We start from the raw sequence: 16,900 nt of genomic DNA, 5'->3' as shown, positions 1-16,900 counted from the left end.
TATGCAGTCAGACCATTCTTCAGGAACAGCCGTGTCGGGCATGGGAAAATTAAATGCCCTTGCCTTGAAGGCCAAAAGGAAAAAGGAGCAGGCCGTCCAATGGTTCGTTCAGCCTGCTCCCGGTCCGCAGTCCGAGCCGTTTGCTTTGAGCGATATGCAGCAGGCGTATTGGATAGGAAGAGATAAGGATATTGGCGGTGGCGGGATCGCCATGCAGAGTTATGTGGAGATTGACTGCCCAGCTTTGGACGTGGGCCGTCTGGAGCAGGCTCTGAATGTCCTTGTGGAGAGGCATCCCATGCTTCGGGCCGTGGTGCTTGAAAATGGGCAACAGCGCATTTTGCAGACGCCTCCCCCCTTTCCCGTCCGTGAGGAGGATTTGAGTCACCTTGATGCCAGTGCGCAGGAGCGGCGTCTTCAGGACATCGCAGAGGAAATGATCGCTACGGTTAGCGACCTGTCACGCTGGCCACAGTCAGAGGTACGGTTTAGCCGCATGGGGGCATCCGGTGTTGGACGGTTGCATTTTCGGCTTGATCAATGGGCCATTGATGGGCGGAGCTTTCAGATTATTTTTGAGGAATTGGGGGCGCTGTATGCCTCCCCGCAGGCTGATCTGCCAGCTTTGCGTATGACTTTTCGTGATTATATGGCCGCACTGGAGCGTTCGCAGCAGGGCGCAGAATATATCAAAAGCGACAACTACTGGAAGGCGAGGCTTCATGAGATGGCTTCGGCCCCGTCCCTGCCGAAGCGCAGTCCTTTGATTCCCACCGACAAAGATACTGCCGTGACCAGACGGGAGAGCGTGTTGTCAGTTGACGATACGTCAAGTTTAAATCGCCGTTGCGCTGCGCAGGGGGTGTCCTATGCCTCTGCGCTAGGAGCTGCATATGGTGAAGTGCTGGCCCTGTGGAGCGGAACCAGCCGTTTTACCCTGAATGCGCCCCGCTTCAATAGGGATTTGAGTTGGCATCCCGACATCAACAACATTATTGGCGAATTTGCTTCGTTTACGTTGCTGGAAGTTAACGATTCCGGAGCGTCTTTTCAGGACAAGGCTCGAAAGTTTCAGGAGGAGACGTGGACGAGTCTGCGGCATGGCCGGGTTTCCGGTATGTCTTTGCTGCGTGAATTAGCGCGGATAAAGGGAGATGCTGAGGCTGCGGCTATGCCTGTTGTTTTCACGGCTATGCCGGACGACAGTTCGGGTGGGGATGGGCTGGATGAGCGCATTCGACCCATTGGTACGTTGCGCCGGCTTTATGGGTCGACACCTCAGGTGCATCTAGATTGCGTTTTTTCGATCTTTTCCGGACGGTTGCACATATATTGGGATTCCAGAGATGATGAGTTTCCCGATGGTTTGGTCGATGCGATGTTTCAGGAGTTCACGCGCGTTGTTCGCCAGCTGGCGACAAACAAGGAGGCGTGGGAGTGCGAACGTTTGGCGAAGTTGCCCGCCGCGCAGTATGAGGCGCGGCAGGCGGCGGCCGCTCCTCCGGAAGCGCTGCCGAATACAGACCTTGTGGCGTTGTTCGACCAGCAGGCCAAAGCCCGCCCGGATCGTATAGCTGTTTTGTGCGGCGATGACGCCGTTTCCTACCGGACTTTGCGAGAAGAAGTTGGACGCGTTGCTCAGCAGGTGAAGCGTTTGGTGCGCAATTGTGATGGTGCTTCGGAGGCGTTGCCGCCCCATGGAGGATGCGTTGCGATTCTTATGCGGCGCGGGTGGCATGCTCTTGCCGCGGCCCTTGCCGTGATGGCGGCGGGCAGGCCTTTTATGCCGCTTGACGTCTCTTGTCCTGATGAACGGCTTCAAACTCTTGTAAATATCGGCGGCGCCATCGCTCTCGTTGCGGACGATGCACATAGCGCGACCGCGCAAAAATTATCTCTGCCGATGTATGTGTTTGGCTCGCAGGCTACCAGCGCTGCTGTGGGGGGGGGCGGCACAGAACAGAGCGAACAGCTGTGCGCGCCCCATACGGCAGCATATGTGATGTCGACGTCTGGAACGACGGGAAAGCCCAAGGCAGTCACTATTGGCCAGCAGGGGTTGTTGAACGCTATTTGCCATTCAAATAGGCGTTTTGACGTGACGGCCGCCGATACGTTTCTTGCTGTGACGGCCATGCATCATGATATGGCGATGTATGATGTCTTCGGCGCGTTAACGGCAGGAGCCTCCATCGTCACCCTTGATCCGGAAAGGGCCTATGAGCCTAAGCATTGGGTTGAGTGTATTGTCCGGCATGGCGTAACCATTTGGAACAGCGTGCCCGGATTTCATACCGCGCTTATGAAGCATTGCATGGCGCAGGGTGTGCAGTTGCCGCTGCGTCTTCATATTCTGGGAGGAGATTGGATACCTCCGGATACGCCAGCCAATGTTGAGACTGTGTGTCCGGGAGCCCAACTCTATTCCTGCGGTGGCCCCACGGAAACTACCCTCTGGAACATCCTGTATCCGGTACAGGGAGAGCATCCGGAGTGGGCTTCAATTCCTTATGGGATGCCCATCGCCAACAATTCGTATTATGTCATGGATGCTGCGCTTAATGAGTTGCCCGACTGGGTTCCGGGAGATCTCTATTGCTCCGGCGTTGGCGTGTGCATGCATACGACAAGCCCGGATGAGCGTGCGTTTGCGACGCACCCTCGCACTGGAGAACGGTTGTATAGAACTGGGGACATGGGGCGGTATCGGCCTGGTGGGATTGTGGAGATTTTGGGCCGGAGTGATTTTCAAGTAAACATCGGAGGGTACAGATTCAATCCCGCCGAAGTAGAGTCCGCGCTTGCCGCATGCCCCGGCGTAACGCGCGCTGTGCTTATGCCGGTCTGCATCAATACGCAGAGCCGTGGAGATGAGAAGCGGGAAAGTCTGGGAGTTTGGGTGGAGACAGACGGCGTGCAGCTGGTTCCCGAGGAGTTGTCGCATCGTTTGCAAAAAACCTTACCTCTGACCATGATCCCGCGTCTTTGGGCGATGGGTGATGAGACTCCGGTAACCGCCAATGGCAAAGTGGACAGAAAGACCATAGAACATATCCTTGCGGACAAAGCGAAGCAGCAGTGCGCCGCCTCTGGTTCTTCCCTGCGCTTTGCAGAGACGCCCTTGGAAAAGCTTGTTGCGCATCACTGGGGCGATGTGCTTGGGATGCAGGATCCGCATTTGGATGCCAACTTTTTCCAATCAGGGGGGGATTCCCTGCGTGCAATGCAGATAATTGGGCGCATTCGAGAGGTTATCCCTGTGCCTCTGCCGCTTTCCGTCTTCTTTACCACCCCAACGGTTGAGGGGGTGGTGAATGCCATCCTTGAACGTCTCGTTGGTAACTCCCCATCACCTCACGCCGCGCAGGACGCATAGAATGACAGAACAGGAACGCCAAGAAAGGCTCCGCCAGTGGGCTTCGGTCTATGATGAAACATATCAGCATATGGGAAGCGGCGCGTCGGCCGGAGAGGATTTTTCCTTGTGGAAAAGTGCGTGCACCGGGGATCCTATCCCGCAAGAAGAGATGCGGCAGTGGTTGAACAATACCTTGGACGCCATTCGAAGCCTTCACGCCGAATCTATCTTGGAAATTGGCTGTGGACACGGCCTCGTTTTGTTGAATTTGGCATGCGAGTGCACGCGTTATGTTGGAGTGGATTTTTCGTCTGCGGCCTTGCACCGCGTGTGTGAGGCTGTTGAAAAATTGCCACCCGAGCAGTTGGAACTGCTTGATCTTGACTTATGCCAGGCAGAAGCTGCGGACCTTGGCGCCATAGGTGGGGAGGAGTTTCATGCCCTCGTTTACAACTCCGTTGTGCAATATTTCCCTGATGTGGAATATCTGCAGCGCGCCTTGGAGCAAGGTTTGGAGCGCTTGCGCAGTGGGGGTAAGGTGTTTGTCGGAGACGTGCGAAATGCAGACACGGCGAATTTGTATCGTGTGTCTCGACTTTTGCATCAGCTTCCGGAACACACGACAGCGACAGAATTTCGCAGGGCATTTGATTCACTGGCCGCTGAGGATGAGTTGTTGTTGTCTCCAGCGTTTTGGCATGCCTTGCCGGGGAAACGCCTTGCGCAGATGAGGGGCATTACCAGACCCAAAATGGGGTCGTCCTGTAATGAACTTATGAAGTTTCGTTACGATGTGACGCTAGTTGGGGAGCAGTCTGTAGCTTTGGATACCGGGACAGTGGTTTCATGGGCTGATATTGCAGCTTCGCATGGTGCTTGGGATGTGCTTGACGAACGTCTTGTCCGTTTGCCGAAGCACAGTTCAGCGTGGACACGGGGAGTGCGTGTTACAGGCATCCCCGATTCCAGAACCTATAAAGAACGCTGTGTTTATGAAATTATGTTCGGTGAGCGCTTTGGCCCTAATGTTTCGCTTGCTGCTGCGGTTGCAATGGTTGACGCCGCAGATGGATGTTTGCTTCAGCATCGGGGCGTTTCTCCCGAGGAGTTAATCGCTTTGGCAACGCAGCATGGCATGACGGCTGATATTCGCCTTGATCATATGGATGGAGCATCGCTGATTGTGCAGTTTGACACAGCACAAAACGATTTGGATAAAGCAACCTCGTGTGGAGGGAAGGAGGGAGGCGGATATGTCTGATGCGGAAAGAGCTGCGTGGTTGCCGGAAGTGGGGTCAGGACAGCTATCAGGCCCGCCGCTGTTTTGTTTTGCTCACGCAGGAGGAAGCGCCGATATCTATCGCCAATGGCACAGTCCGTTGGCAGGATGCGTGACGATATATCCTATGGAATTACCCGGGCGCGGACGCCGTATGGCCGAGGCGTATTGTTCTTCGGTTGCCTTTGCGGCCAAAATGGCGGCGCAGGGTATAGCGGCATGTATGCCCGCAGGGGAGTATTATATCTTCGGGCACAGCCTTGGGAGCATTGTAGCTCTGGAGACTGTGAGGCAACTTGAAAGGCAAGGGGAACGCCCACCTTCAACGCTGTTTGTCTCCGGAAGGTATCCCCCACATATCCAGCAGGACTTTAAGCAGATGCACCAGGCGTCCACGGAGTGCTTGCTTGACGAATTGCGCAGATTGGGCGGCACGCCGGAGGAGGTTCTCCAAAACAAAGATTTCCTCAATGAATTGTTGCCCGTGGTGCGGGATGACTTTCGTCTTGTAGAAACGCATGTGTCCGCGGCTGGGCCACCTGTGACATGTCCCATTTGCGTCTATTGCGGCGACAGTGATCAGGATTCGCCTTGTCATCTCCTCGGGCGATGGGAGGAGCTGACGACGGGGGCGTGCAGCGTGAAGCTCTTCCCTGGCGGGCACTTTTATCTTTACGAAGCGGAAAACAATGTGCCGGGCGTTTTAGCCCAGCACATTCGGCGGCATACGTCTTCCTTGGTCGTTGGAGCAGAAAGCAACACGGCGTAAACGCGAAGTAGCCATCAGTACGAAGTTCTGATGGCTACTAAGTTATATTGCAAGCTCCTGCATTTGTCGCATGGTTTGCTTTGGAGTAATGCCATATAGTTTTTTGTAAGCGCTGATAAAGTGGCCAACATTGGAATACCCCACAGCGAATGCGCATTGGCTGACATTCATTTTTCGTTCTTTGAGCATGGAGTAGGCATATTCCATTTTGCACTTGTGGACGAACTTCGCAACGCTCACGCCATAAAGGTGTTTGAACCCTTGGTTAATTTTTGAGCGGTTCATCCCAACCTTGGAATAAAGCTCCCGGGCATTGTCTATCATCAAAAAGCACTGCTCAATTTCGTTCTTTAAATCTTGAATTTTTTGTATCTCATCATCCATGAAGCTTGCGGGGATGCTTTTCTTTTGTGTTTCCGCACTGCGTACTGCTTTGAAGAAAAATTCAAGGATGGAGTACTTTGCATACAGGTCGTTTCCCGTAATGCAACCCTTGTTTTCAATAAAGCATTTGACGCATTTCATGCATTCTGCGCTGGCGATTCCTGCGGCAAGCGTTGGTGCTCCGCTGGTGTCTTTTATGTTCTGGAGTACTTTCTTTAGATTCGTATAGGAACCTTGCCCAAAAATGCTTTCCAAGAAGTTTTTGGACATGAAGAGAGCAACATGCATGTAGTCTTTTTGTTTTGGCAACCGCAAAGCAATATCAACATCAGAGAGCTCACCGATAGCAAACATGCTGGAGCTTATTGATATGGCTTCCCCTTCATTTCCTGCGAATTTAAGCTGTGTCTCGCCGGAGACAACCACAATGCAGACCAGTACGGGGGCCTCGCAACGCAATAAGGATATTTTGTCTTTTGTTACCGTGAGCGGGCCGCAAATCCCAAACTGAACTCCATCAAAAGGTTCAAAAGCGACACCGTTGCCTTCTGCCCAGTCACAGGAAAACGACACATCCCGTGGCCCTTTGTGACAACCGTGTGTGCGGCTGATTTCTGCTACGCGGGAAAGAGTAAGGTTCTTGTCAAATAGATTCTGTGCATTCATGACCCATTCTCCTCGTCAAACGCGAATAGTGGCGCTGTGAGGAGACAATAGTTGTCTTGATATTGAAAGTCAATTCCATTTGGGCGTTGCTGGGTACTGTCTGTGTCGTCAAACTGGATATTTTTCATGCCCTTTCGAGCAGAGGAAGGCAGCCTTTTGAGCTACTCCTACTAAAAAAACAAACAAGTAGGATGCTCATGCCTAATCGTGTTTTGGCTTCACGGGGTGCTGCTGTACAAAAGTGGTTGCCACAATTGCCGACAGAGGATGACAGAGCCGCAATTGTCGCATTCCCTTATGCCGGGGGCGGTCCTTCGGTTTTTAGGGGGTGGGAGAAAGATCTTGTCCCCCATCGGTTGCGGCTTTGTCCGGTGGCCCTGCCGGGCAAAGAAAAACGGCAAGCTGAGAGCTTGCCCGAAGATATTGGTGAGGTCGCGCAGGATGCGGCTGCAGCGATTCTTGCCCACATTCATACGCCATATGTTCTTTTAGGGCTGTGCTTTGGTGCCAGCCTCGCCTACCTCACCGCCAAAGCAACAGCGGCGGCGGGTCGCCCTCCTTCGGGACTTATTGTTGTCGGGGGAAGAGCGCCTCATACACCTCCTCCTGTTCCAGTCAGTACAATGTCGGACGAGTCGTTTATCGATACATTGGCTGATTTGGGCTTCGTATCTGACGTCGTACTGCAGAATCGAGAGCTTCTCGATTTATACTTGCCAATGCTCTATGCGGATTTTTGCATGGACGAAAAGTTTATCGTTGATTCTGTAGTCAGGGAATTCTCGTTCCCGGTTTTATCATTGTATGGAGTGAATGATTCTATAACTCCAGAATCAAGCGTTAAGGAGTGGAATAGATATAGCACAGGTCGTTTCGCAATGCAGACGTTTGATGGCGATCAGTTGTTTTTCGTAAAAGAGCATGATGCTTTTATTGGCTGTGTTGCCAATGGATGCATCTCGCTTATTGAGTAGAGACAAAATGTTCAACATATTTGGAGATGCCATATGAAAAGTATATCTGCTGTGCGTCACCTCATGGAGTTGGCGCCAGAGAGTGTGCCTCCATTGCGTCAATCCGTGTTGTTCGCTGCTGCTGCGGCGTTGTTCTATCCTATACCGATATTCATGGCGTGGCTGATATATCGGGGGCTTAACACAGGTAACGCAAGTGTTGGGGCGCTCATTATACTATTTACTGTCGCTGTCAGTGCGATAGTTCTTGGGGCTCGGTGTCGAGCGAAATGTACGGTCTTGGCGCACAAGGCTTCATTTACTTTTGGAACGAAAGTGTGCGCAACGCTGATGGGCCATCTTGGAAAGGTTCCTTTGCATTGGTTTGCCAAGAGAAGCACAGGCGAACTCAAAAAGGTATTGAAGCATGATGTTGAATTGATAGAGCACTTCATTGCTCATCATATATCAGACAGCATCGCCTGCGTACTTTTGCCGCTCTTTTGCATTTTTGCGTTGTTCTTTGTTGATGCAAGGTTGTCATTAGTTATTTTGTCAGTCACTGTGTTGGCTATTTCTGTGCACTATATAACTATGAATCTTATAAAGACAACAACACTCAATGATGAGTATTTCAAAACTGTCGCTGTCCTGCATTCTGATGCTGTAGAATTCATACACGGTATGCAGGATATAAAAATATTTAACAAAACGAAAGAATCATATCGAAGGATGAATGGCGCTATTGAAGACTTGAAAAGAGTTCAGGGCGTTATTCAGGAAGTATTTTTGCGACGATCGATGTATTTTCTCACCATAACTTCAATGCCATTTGTCATAGTGGCAATCGTTGGAGCCTATTTGTACAAGTTTGGCTCCGTTCAGTTGGATGTGGTGTTGCTGTTCATCATGGCGGGGTGGATTTCCTTCGTTCCGCTTGCGCGGATGCCCCGGTTCATCACGTTCTTATGGAAGGCAGGAATGGGCTACCAGGGTATGAAACAACTTCTGGACGAGCCTGTCGAAGAGCGAGGCGACGTTAAATACAAGAGTGACATGGTTCCCGACCTTCGGGTTGAGAATCTGTCAGTGATTTATGACGGCAAGCCCGTGCTTCATGACATTAGCTTTGAGGCCCGAGCATCTACCATTACTGCCATAGTCGGTCCCAGTGGGTCGGGCAAGAGCACTCTGGTTTCAGCGCTCGCGGGAATGGAGAGTCTCAGTTCCGGTAAAATTGCTGTTGCGGGGCATGCGTTGAACGAGTTTGCCGCTGAAGAACTTGGCAAGTTGATGGCTTTGGTTTTTCAGCGCCCCTTCATCTTCTCTGGAAGCGTGCGTGAGAACCTGTGCCTTGGGGTGGAGGATGCCTCACAGGAGCAAATTGAAGCTGCTGCACGAATGGTGCAATGCGATAAATTGATCGCAGATTTGCCAAATGGGTACGACACGTTGATAGGTTCCGGCGGAGATGTGCACTTGAGTGGAGGTCAGCGACAGCGCTTGGCCCTTGCCCGTATGGCGTTGCGAAATGCGCCCGTTGTTTTGCTTGATGAAGCCAGTGCCTTTGTTGATCCAGAAAGCGAGGAGGCTATCCAAAAAGGTCTGTCACAATTCCTGAAGGATAAGACAGTGCTTGTGGTTGCACACAGGCTGTCGTCCATCGCCCATGCGGACAACATAATTGTACTCGATAAGGGCGTTATAGCGGAAAGCGGTACCCATGCCAGCCTGCTGGAGCAAAACGGTGTGTATAGCCGGTTGTGGGACGCTTGGCAGACGACGCGGTCGTGGCAACTGTGCTCTCCTGAAACAACTCACCGCTCCGGGAACGCAGATGATTAAAAGCATAATGGATTTTATTGAAGGTAGGAAAAAGACGCTGTTGCGGGCTGCAGTTTGGACCTTTTCCGTTCAGGCAGTGCAGACCGCTGCGTATATCGTTGTGTTTTTCTTGATGCTGTATTTGGCGGGCGATCCGTCGTATTGGGGTGTGTTTGGGTTTAGCGTTCTCCTCTTGGCGTTGGCTGTTGCGTATTACTTCGTGAGCGTTGCGGGCACATCCGCCTCACTGAAGGCCGGGTATGGCATAGTGGCGGACATCCGCGTGCGGCTTGTCGATCATTTGCGGAGATTGCCCCTTTCATATTTCAGACGCACAAATAATTCCAAGATCAGCGGATGCTTTCTGCACGATATGGTCGATGCAGAATCGATATTCTGTGTGTACCTCCAGGAGATGACCGCCTGCGTCGCCATTGTGGTGTTGCTTGGGGGCGCCATGGGGGTTGTGACCGGATTTTTGAGCCTCATTCCTCTTGTGGGCGTGGCGGCGTCGGTGCCTCTTTTGTACAAGGCCTACACCTCTACAGGTACGCAAACGCAGGAGTTCTTGGAGAGCCGGGCGTTGGCCGACGGGACGATTCTGGAATATCTCGGAGGTATTGGAGAGCTTAAGGCCAATGGTATTTTGGGACGCGACTTCACACCCTGGGCCACTGCCAATGAGAATTTCCGCAGGCTTGCCCTCGCGTTGGAAGTCAAGGTTGGCAACCTTTGTCGATCTTATATCTCTCTGCTTGATATCACCTTTGCAGCGACTATGGCAGTCGGGGGCTGGGCGGTGTCCACCAATAGGGCGGACGCCAGCGTTCTCCTCTTTATTTTACTCATTAGTGGCCGGTTCTATGAGCCACTTCAGAATATTGGGGTGTTTTTGGCGGAGTTTCGGTTTGCCACAGAGTCCTTGCGGCGCATTGCGTCGATCTTTGAGGAAGAGCCCCTCCAGCAGATGCCAGGATACACGCCGCCGAAAGATCTGGGCGTTGCCTTCGAGAATGTGTCGTTTGCCTATGGTCAACGCCAAGTCTTAAACGACATCTCATTCCATATGCCGCAGGGGACAGTCACCGCCTTGGTGGGCGAGTCCGGCGGCGGGAAAACAACAACCGCGAATCTTCTGCTCCGCTTCTGGGATGTCAGTGGTGGGCGCATCCGCATTGGTGGCACGGATGTTCGGACCTTTTCGCAGAGTGAGTTCTATAAGCTGTTTAGTGTCGTTTTTCAGGATGTCTATCTGTTTAACGATACGGTGCTGAATAATATCCGCATGGCTCGTCCTGAGGCGAGCCGCGAAGAGGTTATGGATGCTGCCCGGAAAGCGCATTGCCATGAATTCATCATGGAACTGGAAGAGACGTACGACACGCCGGTGGGCGAGGGCGGAGCTAGGCTTTCGGGTGGCGAGCGCCAGCGTATTGCCATAGCCAGAGCCATTCTGAAGGATGCGCCTCTCCTTGTGCTTGATGAAGCAACCGCCTCGGTTGACCCGGAAAATGAATTGCTGATTCAGCAGGCCTTAGGCGCTCTTGTTCAGGGCAAGACGCTTTTGGTGATAGCCCACAGGTTGTCTACCGTGCGTGGGGCGCATCAGATACTTGTGCTGAAGCAGGGTGACATTGCCGAAAGAGGCACTCATGAAGAGCTGATAAGTCAGAAGGGAATTTACCATCAATTCTGGCAGTCTCAGGAAAGAATGAAGTCTTGGAGTATCCAATAGTGCGCTGCACCGGTTGCCTGAGTTCCCCGGCCATCGGTGCAGCATTTATTATGCGAAGGTCCCCTTTTTTACACCATCCAATGTGTCCAACGCGAGGTCGTTATGGATTTGCCTGCCAATATTGAAGATGTTTTCCCAGTAACTCCACTTCAGGCCGGGATGCTTTTTCACGACCTCAAGGAGCCGGACTCTTCCGTCTACATACAACAGTATGCGTTTTCCATCCGCGGCGAATTCGACATGGAAAAGCTCGACGAAGCTTGGAGGCAGAGCCTTCACAAGATTCCCTCCTTGCGTACGTCCTTTCATTGGGAGGGACTGAGCCAGCCACTTCAGGCTGTTCATACATCCGTAGACAATGCCATCCATCATGTGGACCTGCGTGCCTTGCCGCCGGATGAGCGGGAAGGGCAATTGCGGCGCTTTGTCATGGAAGACCGTTCCAAAAGTTTTTCGCTGGATAGCCCGCCGCTCGTCCGATTGGTGTTTCATCGGCTTGAGATCGATCATCTGCACATGCTTTTGACTTTGCACCACATTGTGGCTGATGGCTGGTCCATAGGGGTGCTGTTTGAAGAATTTTGTACCAATTACTTGGGGGAACCCAATTCGGTTATGGATGGCGAAGGTCGCCTTCCTTCCATGCGTTCATACGTGACCTATTTGGCTGAGCAAAGTGACGAGGCAGCGCTTCGGTGGTGGGGCGCGAAGCTCGACAATGCCAAGTGCCCTCAATTGCCCCGGAGTGCACAGCGGTCGCAGGATGCCGTGGACCCCTCAGCTCTCAACGTTTTTCCGGGCAGGTTTGAACTGTCCTTCTCTGAGGAGGAGACAGAGCGTCTAGAGAAGGCAGCCGCAGAGATGGGCTTGACCCTGAATGTCTTTTTTCAGGCAGCCTGGGCGTATGTCCTTTCGGAGAATTCTGGCCGAGCCGATGTGCTGTTTGCTTCAAGCTTTGCTTTGCGTCCGGTTGATGTGCCGCAGGTCGATCGAATATTTGGCCCCCTGTTAAATGTGCTCCCTGTCCGCGTTGTGTTTAACGGGCAGACCTGCGAGGAATGGCTCCAGTCTATCCAGGTCGATATGCTTGAGTCTGCTGAGTATGGTCATGTTCCGGTTACGACGTTGCGCGAACTGTGCAATGAGAGCGCGGATGGCAGTTTTATCAATACCATGACCGTGTTTGAAAATGTTGCTGGGCAGGGTGATGGAATCTTGCCCTTCGAGATGACGGTTGAGGAGAGCTTTGAAAAAACAAGCTACCCCCTCACTGTCATGGGCTTCCCCGAGCGGCCGTTTCGTCTCGTATTGATTTATGATCAGAAGCTTTTTGGCGCATCGGATGCGGAATCCATCCTCCGGCGCATGCAGCGGTTTATTCTTGCCTTGGCGCGTGATGCGCAGAAACCGCTGGCTCAAGTGGTTTCCAGCCTTTCTGCTTCGCCGCGGAAGGACGCCTCTGTGCTTGTTGGGCAGGAGCTGTCCTTTTCTCCCTTTGACCCGTGGGGGCTTTTTGATTCGCTGGCGAGTAAACAGCCGGCGGCGACGGCGTTAGTGCTGGCGGCACCTCCGGCAGAGAAGCGAAAGAGTGGTGTGGATGATGGCATTGTTACCTATGGCGAACTGTTGAAAAGTGCGCATCGCTTTGCCGCCAAGCTGCATGCCCTTGGCTTTGTTGCCGGTGACACGGCAGGAATCCGGCTTGAACCCGGAGCGGATATGATCGCCGCCATGCTGGCCGTATGGCGACTGAATGGTGCGTGGGTGCCGTTGCCGCCAGTGTATCCTGCAAAGCAAGCTTCCAGAATTGTTGAGGATTCCGGTGTTTCCATTCTCATCTGCGAGGAGAGCCTGTGGGACAGGACCCAAAAGCCCGGATCCCTTCGGCATGTCTTTTGTCCGCGCGAGGCACATGATGCTTTGGTGGTGGATGCCGCTGGATCGTCGTTGCCGGAGTATGTTGCGCGTGGAGACGATATGTCTTGCCTTTTGTACACCTCAGGTTCGACAGGGCGGCCTAAGGGTGTTCGTCTGAGTCATGCGGCGCTGGGGAATCGCTTGCAGTGGATGTGGGCGGAATATCCTTGGCAGGAGGGGGAGCGGGCTTGTGCAAAGACCACAACCGCGTTTGCAGATTTTTTTTGGGAGATATTTGGGGCCCTCCTGGCAGGGGTGCCGGTTGTTGTTCCTTCTTCGGATTCCGCCAAGGACATCGCATCGCTTGCGGAATTGATCCACGATCATGGCGTGAGCCGCCTTGTCATCACTCCATCTCTTCTTTCAGCCGCGATAGGAACAGGGGTGTTTACGCGGTGGATGAGCGGCCTTGCCGTCTTGTCATGCAGCGGCGAGGCGTTGCCAATGCGGTTGGCGCGAATGGTGAAAGAGATCGCTCCCAGGATACGGCTTTTGAATTTGTATGGCTCTACGGAGCTTGCTGCCGACGCGACATGGCATGAGGTTGCGGCATGTGATGCCCATGGCGAGGCGCTTCCCATCGGTAGGCCCATAGCCAATACCGTTGTGGCAGTTGTGGATGAAAACGGACGCCCTGTGCCGCGGGGCGAAGAGGGCGAAGTGGTTCTTTCCGGAGCTTGCCTTGCGACGGCGTACCATAACAATTCCGACATGACCCGCAGGTGCTTCCGCGAGTTCCCGGCTTTGGAAGGCTTTGGAGCAAATGCAATTTGGTTCGCAACCGGTGATCTGGCGCATATAGGAGAAGGGGACTGCCTCTATTATAAGGGGCGTAAGGACCGTCAGATTAAGATTCGCGGTGTGCGCGTGGAACCGGACGAAGTGCGGCACGTTTTGGAGAAGCACCCCGCAGTGTCGGAGGCGATTGTCTACGGTGTTCTGGACAGAACGGAGCAAAAAAGGCTGGTAGCTTTCATTGCCCCGGATAGCACAAGTAGTGACTATGCTGACGTCAGTACAAGTCACATTGAACAGTGGCAACATCTGTATAATACGACATACGAAAAAATTGCGCAAAAAGGGAATTTTACAACTGACTATCACATTTGGGTGAGCAGTTATACGGGGCAGCCATTAACGCAGGCTGAAATGGACGAGTGCATGGCGGAAACCGTGCGCTCAATCAATGAACTGACCCCTGAAAAACTTTTGGAAATTGGTTGTGGGCAGGGTTTCCTGCTATTTCCGCTGAGGGAAATTTGTCGCCGTTATACAGGAACGGACAATGCGCCAGAGGCCTTGATGCGTCTCTGCCAGACACTGGGCACAACGTGGCGGGACGACCGGGCTTCGACTGATGGCCTCACCTTGTACAAGGGGCATGCGCATGACCTTTCCATGATTGCTGATGAGACTTATGACACGGCGGTGTATAACTCCGTGGTGCAATATTTTCCGGATAGGGAATATCTCGTAACTGCGTTGGAACAGGCGGCGGCAAAGCTTGAGTATGGTGGAAGGATATATCTTGGCGATCTGAGAAATTACGATGCGCAGGACATCTTCCGCTACAGTCTGTTGATACACAGTCACAAGAATCAGGAGAGTGCGCACAGCGAATTGCTCGTTGCCGATGTGTTGAGTCGAACAGCGCGGATGAACAGCAGTGAGAATGAGTTGCTGGTGTCCCCGCGTTTTTTCCAGCAATTGCCGAATATCATGCCTCGAGTTTGCGCAGTGCGTATCATGCCAAAGCGTGGATACGCCGATAATGAACTGACGGGCTTTAGGTACGAGGCGGTCTTGTACCTTGATGAGAACCCGTTGCGTGAATTTTGTGGAGAGACCGTTGAATGGGACGCCTTTCGGCATGGGCGGCAGGAGTTGGTGCATATGGTGCGGGAGGCTGTCCAGTTGGGGCGTGATCTTTGCGTGCGCCGCATAGCCAACGTGCGGTTGAGACCATGGCAGCGTTTTGACGAAATGTTGGAAGATGCAGTGTCCTGCGGGGATATGTTTGCCCCAATGTCCAGGTTGTTGGAGAGAAGCGAGGCGTCTGCCGAGATTGATGGATTTTCGCGAGAAGGCCTGCATGATCTTGCGAAGGACGCAGGATGCGAGGCGGATGTGCATTTCTCGGATGATGGCCTTGCTCTTGATGCTGTTTTTCGGCCTTTGGGAAGCGGCAGAGTAGCTTTTCCCGCGTTTGGCGTTGACGTCCGTATGGATGCGCCGTTGTCCAATGCTCCAACCGATGCCCGCATCCAGCTCCATTTGCGTATGGAGCTGGAAACATACCTCAAGGCGCAACTGAGCGGGCCCATGCGGCCAGAGATTCTTCTTTTCTCCAAATCTATTCCTAAAACCGTCACCGGGAAGATCGACGTCAAACAGCTTCCCAATCCCTTCCGGCAGGAACAGCATGCGGATGGTACGCCGCCCCAGACTGTTGAAGAGAAAAAGCTGGCTGAGATATGGCGCGGTTTGCTCGCGGTCCAGCACGTTTTCCGGGAGGATGATTTCTTTAGGCTGGGCGGGAATTCCATCTCTATCACGCAGTTGGCTTTTATGCTTCGCGAGGAGTTTAAGCAGCAGGTGAATTTTAGGGATCTGTATCAGGTTCCGACGCTTCGCGACATGGCGGCGTATCTTGCTGGCGAGTTGGATGCCGGAGCTGATACGGCAGGCGTGTCCGACGCCCATCTTAATATTCCCGAAGGACTGCCGGATGATGACGTTTGCATGGCCGACGGCATTGTGCCGGATTCCGTCTTTGCTGCACCGCTTAGCTCCGGGCAGCGTATCCTTGTGACGGGTGCTCCGGGGGCCATTGGGCTTTGGGTGCTGGGGCATTTGCTTGAGCGGCGCGATTGCACCGTGCTGTGCCTTGAGGAGCCAGAGGGGGCAGGGCAGGCTGACGCTTTAGAGTCCTTAGAAAAGCGGATGCGCGAGGCACATTGCTGGCGCAGTGACTACGCCGGACGCGTACAGATGGTGCCCGGAAGACTTGGCCAGGAGCACTTTGCACTTGGCGAAGGATGGGACCGCTTGGCTCATGAGGTTGATATGGTTGTCCATAGCGGCCTTAAGGTCAATCTCGCCCAGAGTTACCGGAATTTACGACAGGTGAACGTAGCAGGAACGAAGAATGTGATTGAGTTCTGCTGCACGGGACGGTGCAAGCCGCTGCATTTCATCAGCAGCCTTTCCATCGCGGATCACAGTATGCGCGAAGCGGGAAGTGTTATTCGTGAGGATGAGGATTTTGCCTCCAACAGGGGACTTTCAAGCGGATACATCCTCAGCCGCTGGGTCATGGACAATATGGTGCGCAGGGCGAGGGGCAGGGGATTGCCTGTCGCGTTGTACAGATTCAACACCGTTGGCGGTGACTCAATCACACATCATTGCGACACCACGGAGATTTATTGGCGTTTGCTTCGAGTGTGCTGCCAAACGGGGCTTGTCCCTGAAAGCGAGCGGCTTGTGGATATTGTTCCCGTGGATGTTGCGGCATCTTTGGTTCCGCGCATAGCAGAGCAAGAGCAGTGCTATGGCCGCGCCTACCATATTTGTAATCCGAATCCTGAGCCGTGGGGATGTTGGCCTGCCTATCTGGAGCGCCTCGGCTACGTCGCTTCACTTGTTCCCGCTATTGAGTGGGTGCGGCATCTTGAACAGCTGGGGGCAACGCTTGATGATGACAACCTGCGGATACTGCTTTCCATGGTTCGCCAAGATGGAACGGATAGTATTAAGTCGCTTGGTATTGACATGAGCAATACGTTGGACATGGCTTCGCCACAAATTCCTCGCTTCTCCTTTGATCTTTTTTCAAAGTATCACAGCGTTATGATGAAAGAGGGATGGCTTCCCGGTCCGAAGACGAGATAGGACACTTTTTGTGCATTTCTGGTGGTGCCTTTTTATTTGGGGGTCATTATCTTGGGCAAATTGTTTTGGGGGTCGTCTTTGCTTTGAATATGTCGAAACGAAGACGAAGAGCTTGCTGTTG

At 53.1% G+C, this 16,900-nt stretch carries 8 protein-coding genes; 7 read left to right on the top strand and 1 reads right to left on the bottom strand.

Annotation, left to right across the window (positions count from 1 at the left end; genetic code table 11):
- Window position 1: 1 nt before the first annotated feature.
- Genes ACI3L3_RS00535 through ACI3L3_RS00525 form a run of 3 tightly spaced genes read left to right on the top strand, consistent with a single transcriptional unit; the run spans window position 2 to window position 5,406 of the window.
- Window positions 2–3,376: a non-ribosomal peptide synthetase gene (locus tag ACI3L3_RS00535; protein WP_404843143.1), complete on the top strand. Its 3,375-nt coding sequence runs from the start codon at window positions 2–4 to the stop codon at window positions 3,374–3,376.
- 1 nt (window position 3,377) lies between these two features.
- Window positions 3,378–4,619 carry a class I SAM-dependent methyltransferase gene (locus ACI3L3_RS00530; protein ID WP_404843142.1) on the top strand — a complete coding sequence of 414 codons (1,242 nt, stop codon included), beginning with the start codon at window positions 3,378–3,380 and terminating at the stop codon, window positions 4,617–4,619.
- Window positions 4,612–5,406 carry a thioesterase II family protein gene (locus ACI3L3_RS00525; RefSeq protein ID WP_404843141.1) on the top strand — a complete coding sequence of 265 codons (795 nt, stop codon included), beginning with the start codon at window positions 4,612–4,614 and terminating at the stop codon, window positions 5,404–5,406. The genes ACI3L3_RS00530 and ACI3L3_RS00525 overlap by 8 nt, the downstream gene beginning before the upstream one ends.
- Before the next feature lie 42 nt (window positions 5,407–5,448).
- On the opposite strand, the gene ACI3L3_RS00520 is transcribed toward ACI3L3_RS00525, so the two are convergent.
- Complete coding sequence (locus ACI3L3_RS00520; RefSeq protein WP_404843140.1) at window positions 5,449–6,456, bottom strand: helix-turn-helix domain-containing protein; 1,008 nt, start codon at window positions 6,454–6,456, stop codon at window positions 5,449–5,451.
- A 56-nt stretch (window positions 6,457–6,512) separates the two neighbouring features.
- Between ACI3L3_RS00520 and ACI3L3_RS00515 the strand changes: the two genes are divergently transcribed.
- The 4 genes from ACI3L3_RS00515 to ACI3L3_RS00500 all read left to right on the top strand — a co-directional run bounded on the left by ACI3L3_RS00515 (window position 6,513) and on the right by ACI3L3_RS00500 (window position 16,779).
- Window positions 6,513–7,430, top strand: a complete 918-nt coding sequence (locus tag ACI3L3_RS00515) for a thioesterase II family protein (protein WP_404843139.1) — start codon at window positions 6,513–6,515, stop codon at window positions 7,428–7,430.
- Between the two features lie 33 nt (window positions 7,431–7,463).
- Entirely contained in the window at window positions 7,464–9,254 is a 1,791-nt protein-coding gene (locus ACI3L3_RS00510; RefSeq protein ID WP_404843138.1) for an ABC transporter ATP-binding protein, read from the top strand.
- Entirely contained in the window at window positions 9,247–10,968 is a 1,722-nt protein-coding gene (locus tag ACI3L3_RS00505) for an ABC transporter ATP-binding protein (protein WP_404843137.1), read from the top strand. The genes ACI3L3_RS00510 and ACI3L3_RS00505 overlap by 8 nt, the downstream gene beginning before the upstream one ends.
- 102 nt (window positions 10,969–11,070) lie before the next feature.
- Window positions 11,071–16,779 (top strand): condensation domain-containing protein, encoded by a 5,709-nt coding sequence (locus tag ACI3L3_RS00500; RefSeq protein ID WP_404843136.1) that lies wholly within the window; start codon window positions 11,071–11,073, stop codon window positions 16,777–16,779.
- Window positions 16,780–16,900 lie beyond the last annotated feature (121 nt).

This window comes from Desulfobaculum sp. SPO524 (assembly GCF_044987625.1).
Taxonomy (GTDB): Bacteria; Desulfobacterota; Desulfovibrionia; order Desulfovibrionales; family Desulfovibrionaceae; genus Desulfobaculum.
The sequence above is the reverse complement of the archived record's forward strand: the minus strand, read 5'-3'. Positions and strand labels throughout refer to the sequence as shown.

Bases quoted from the DNA above. Each gene is read 5' to 3' on its own strand.
- ACI3L3_RS00535 (WP_404843143.1), top strand. From the start codon at position 2: ATGCAGTCAGACCATTCTTCAGGAACAGCCGTGTCGGGCATGGGAAAA.
- ACI3L3_RS00530 (WP_404843142.1), top strand. From the start codon at position 3,378: ATGACAGAACAGGAACGCCAAGAAAGGCTCCGCCAGTGGGCTTCGGTC.
- ACI3L3_RS00525 (WP_404843141.1), top strand. From the start codon at position 4,612: ATGTCTGATGCGGAAAGAGCTGCGTGGTTGCCGGAAGTGGGGTCAGGA.
- ACI3L3_RS00520 (WP_404843140.1), bottom strand. From the start codon at position 6,456: ATGAATGCACAGAATCTATTTGACAAGAACCTTACTCTTTCCCGCGTA.
- ACI3L3_RS00510 (WP_404843138.1), top strand. From the start codon at position 7,464: ATGAAAAGTATATCTGCTGTGCGTCACCTCATGGAGTTGGCGCCAGAG.
- ACI3L3_RS00505 (WP_404843137.1), top strand. From the start codon at position 9,247: ATGATTAAAAGCATAATGGATTTTATTGAAGGTAGGAAAAAGACGCTG.
- ACI3L3_RS00500 (WP_404843136.1), top strand. From the start codon at position 11,071: ATGGATTTGCCTGCCAATATTGAAGATGTTTTCCCAGTAACTCCACTT.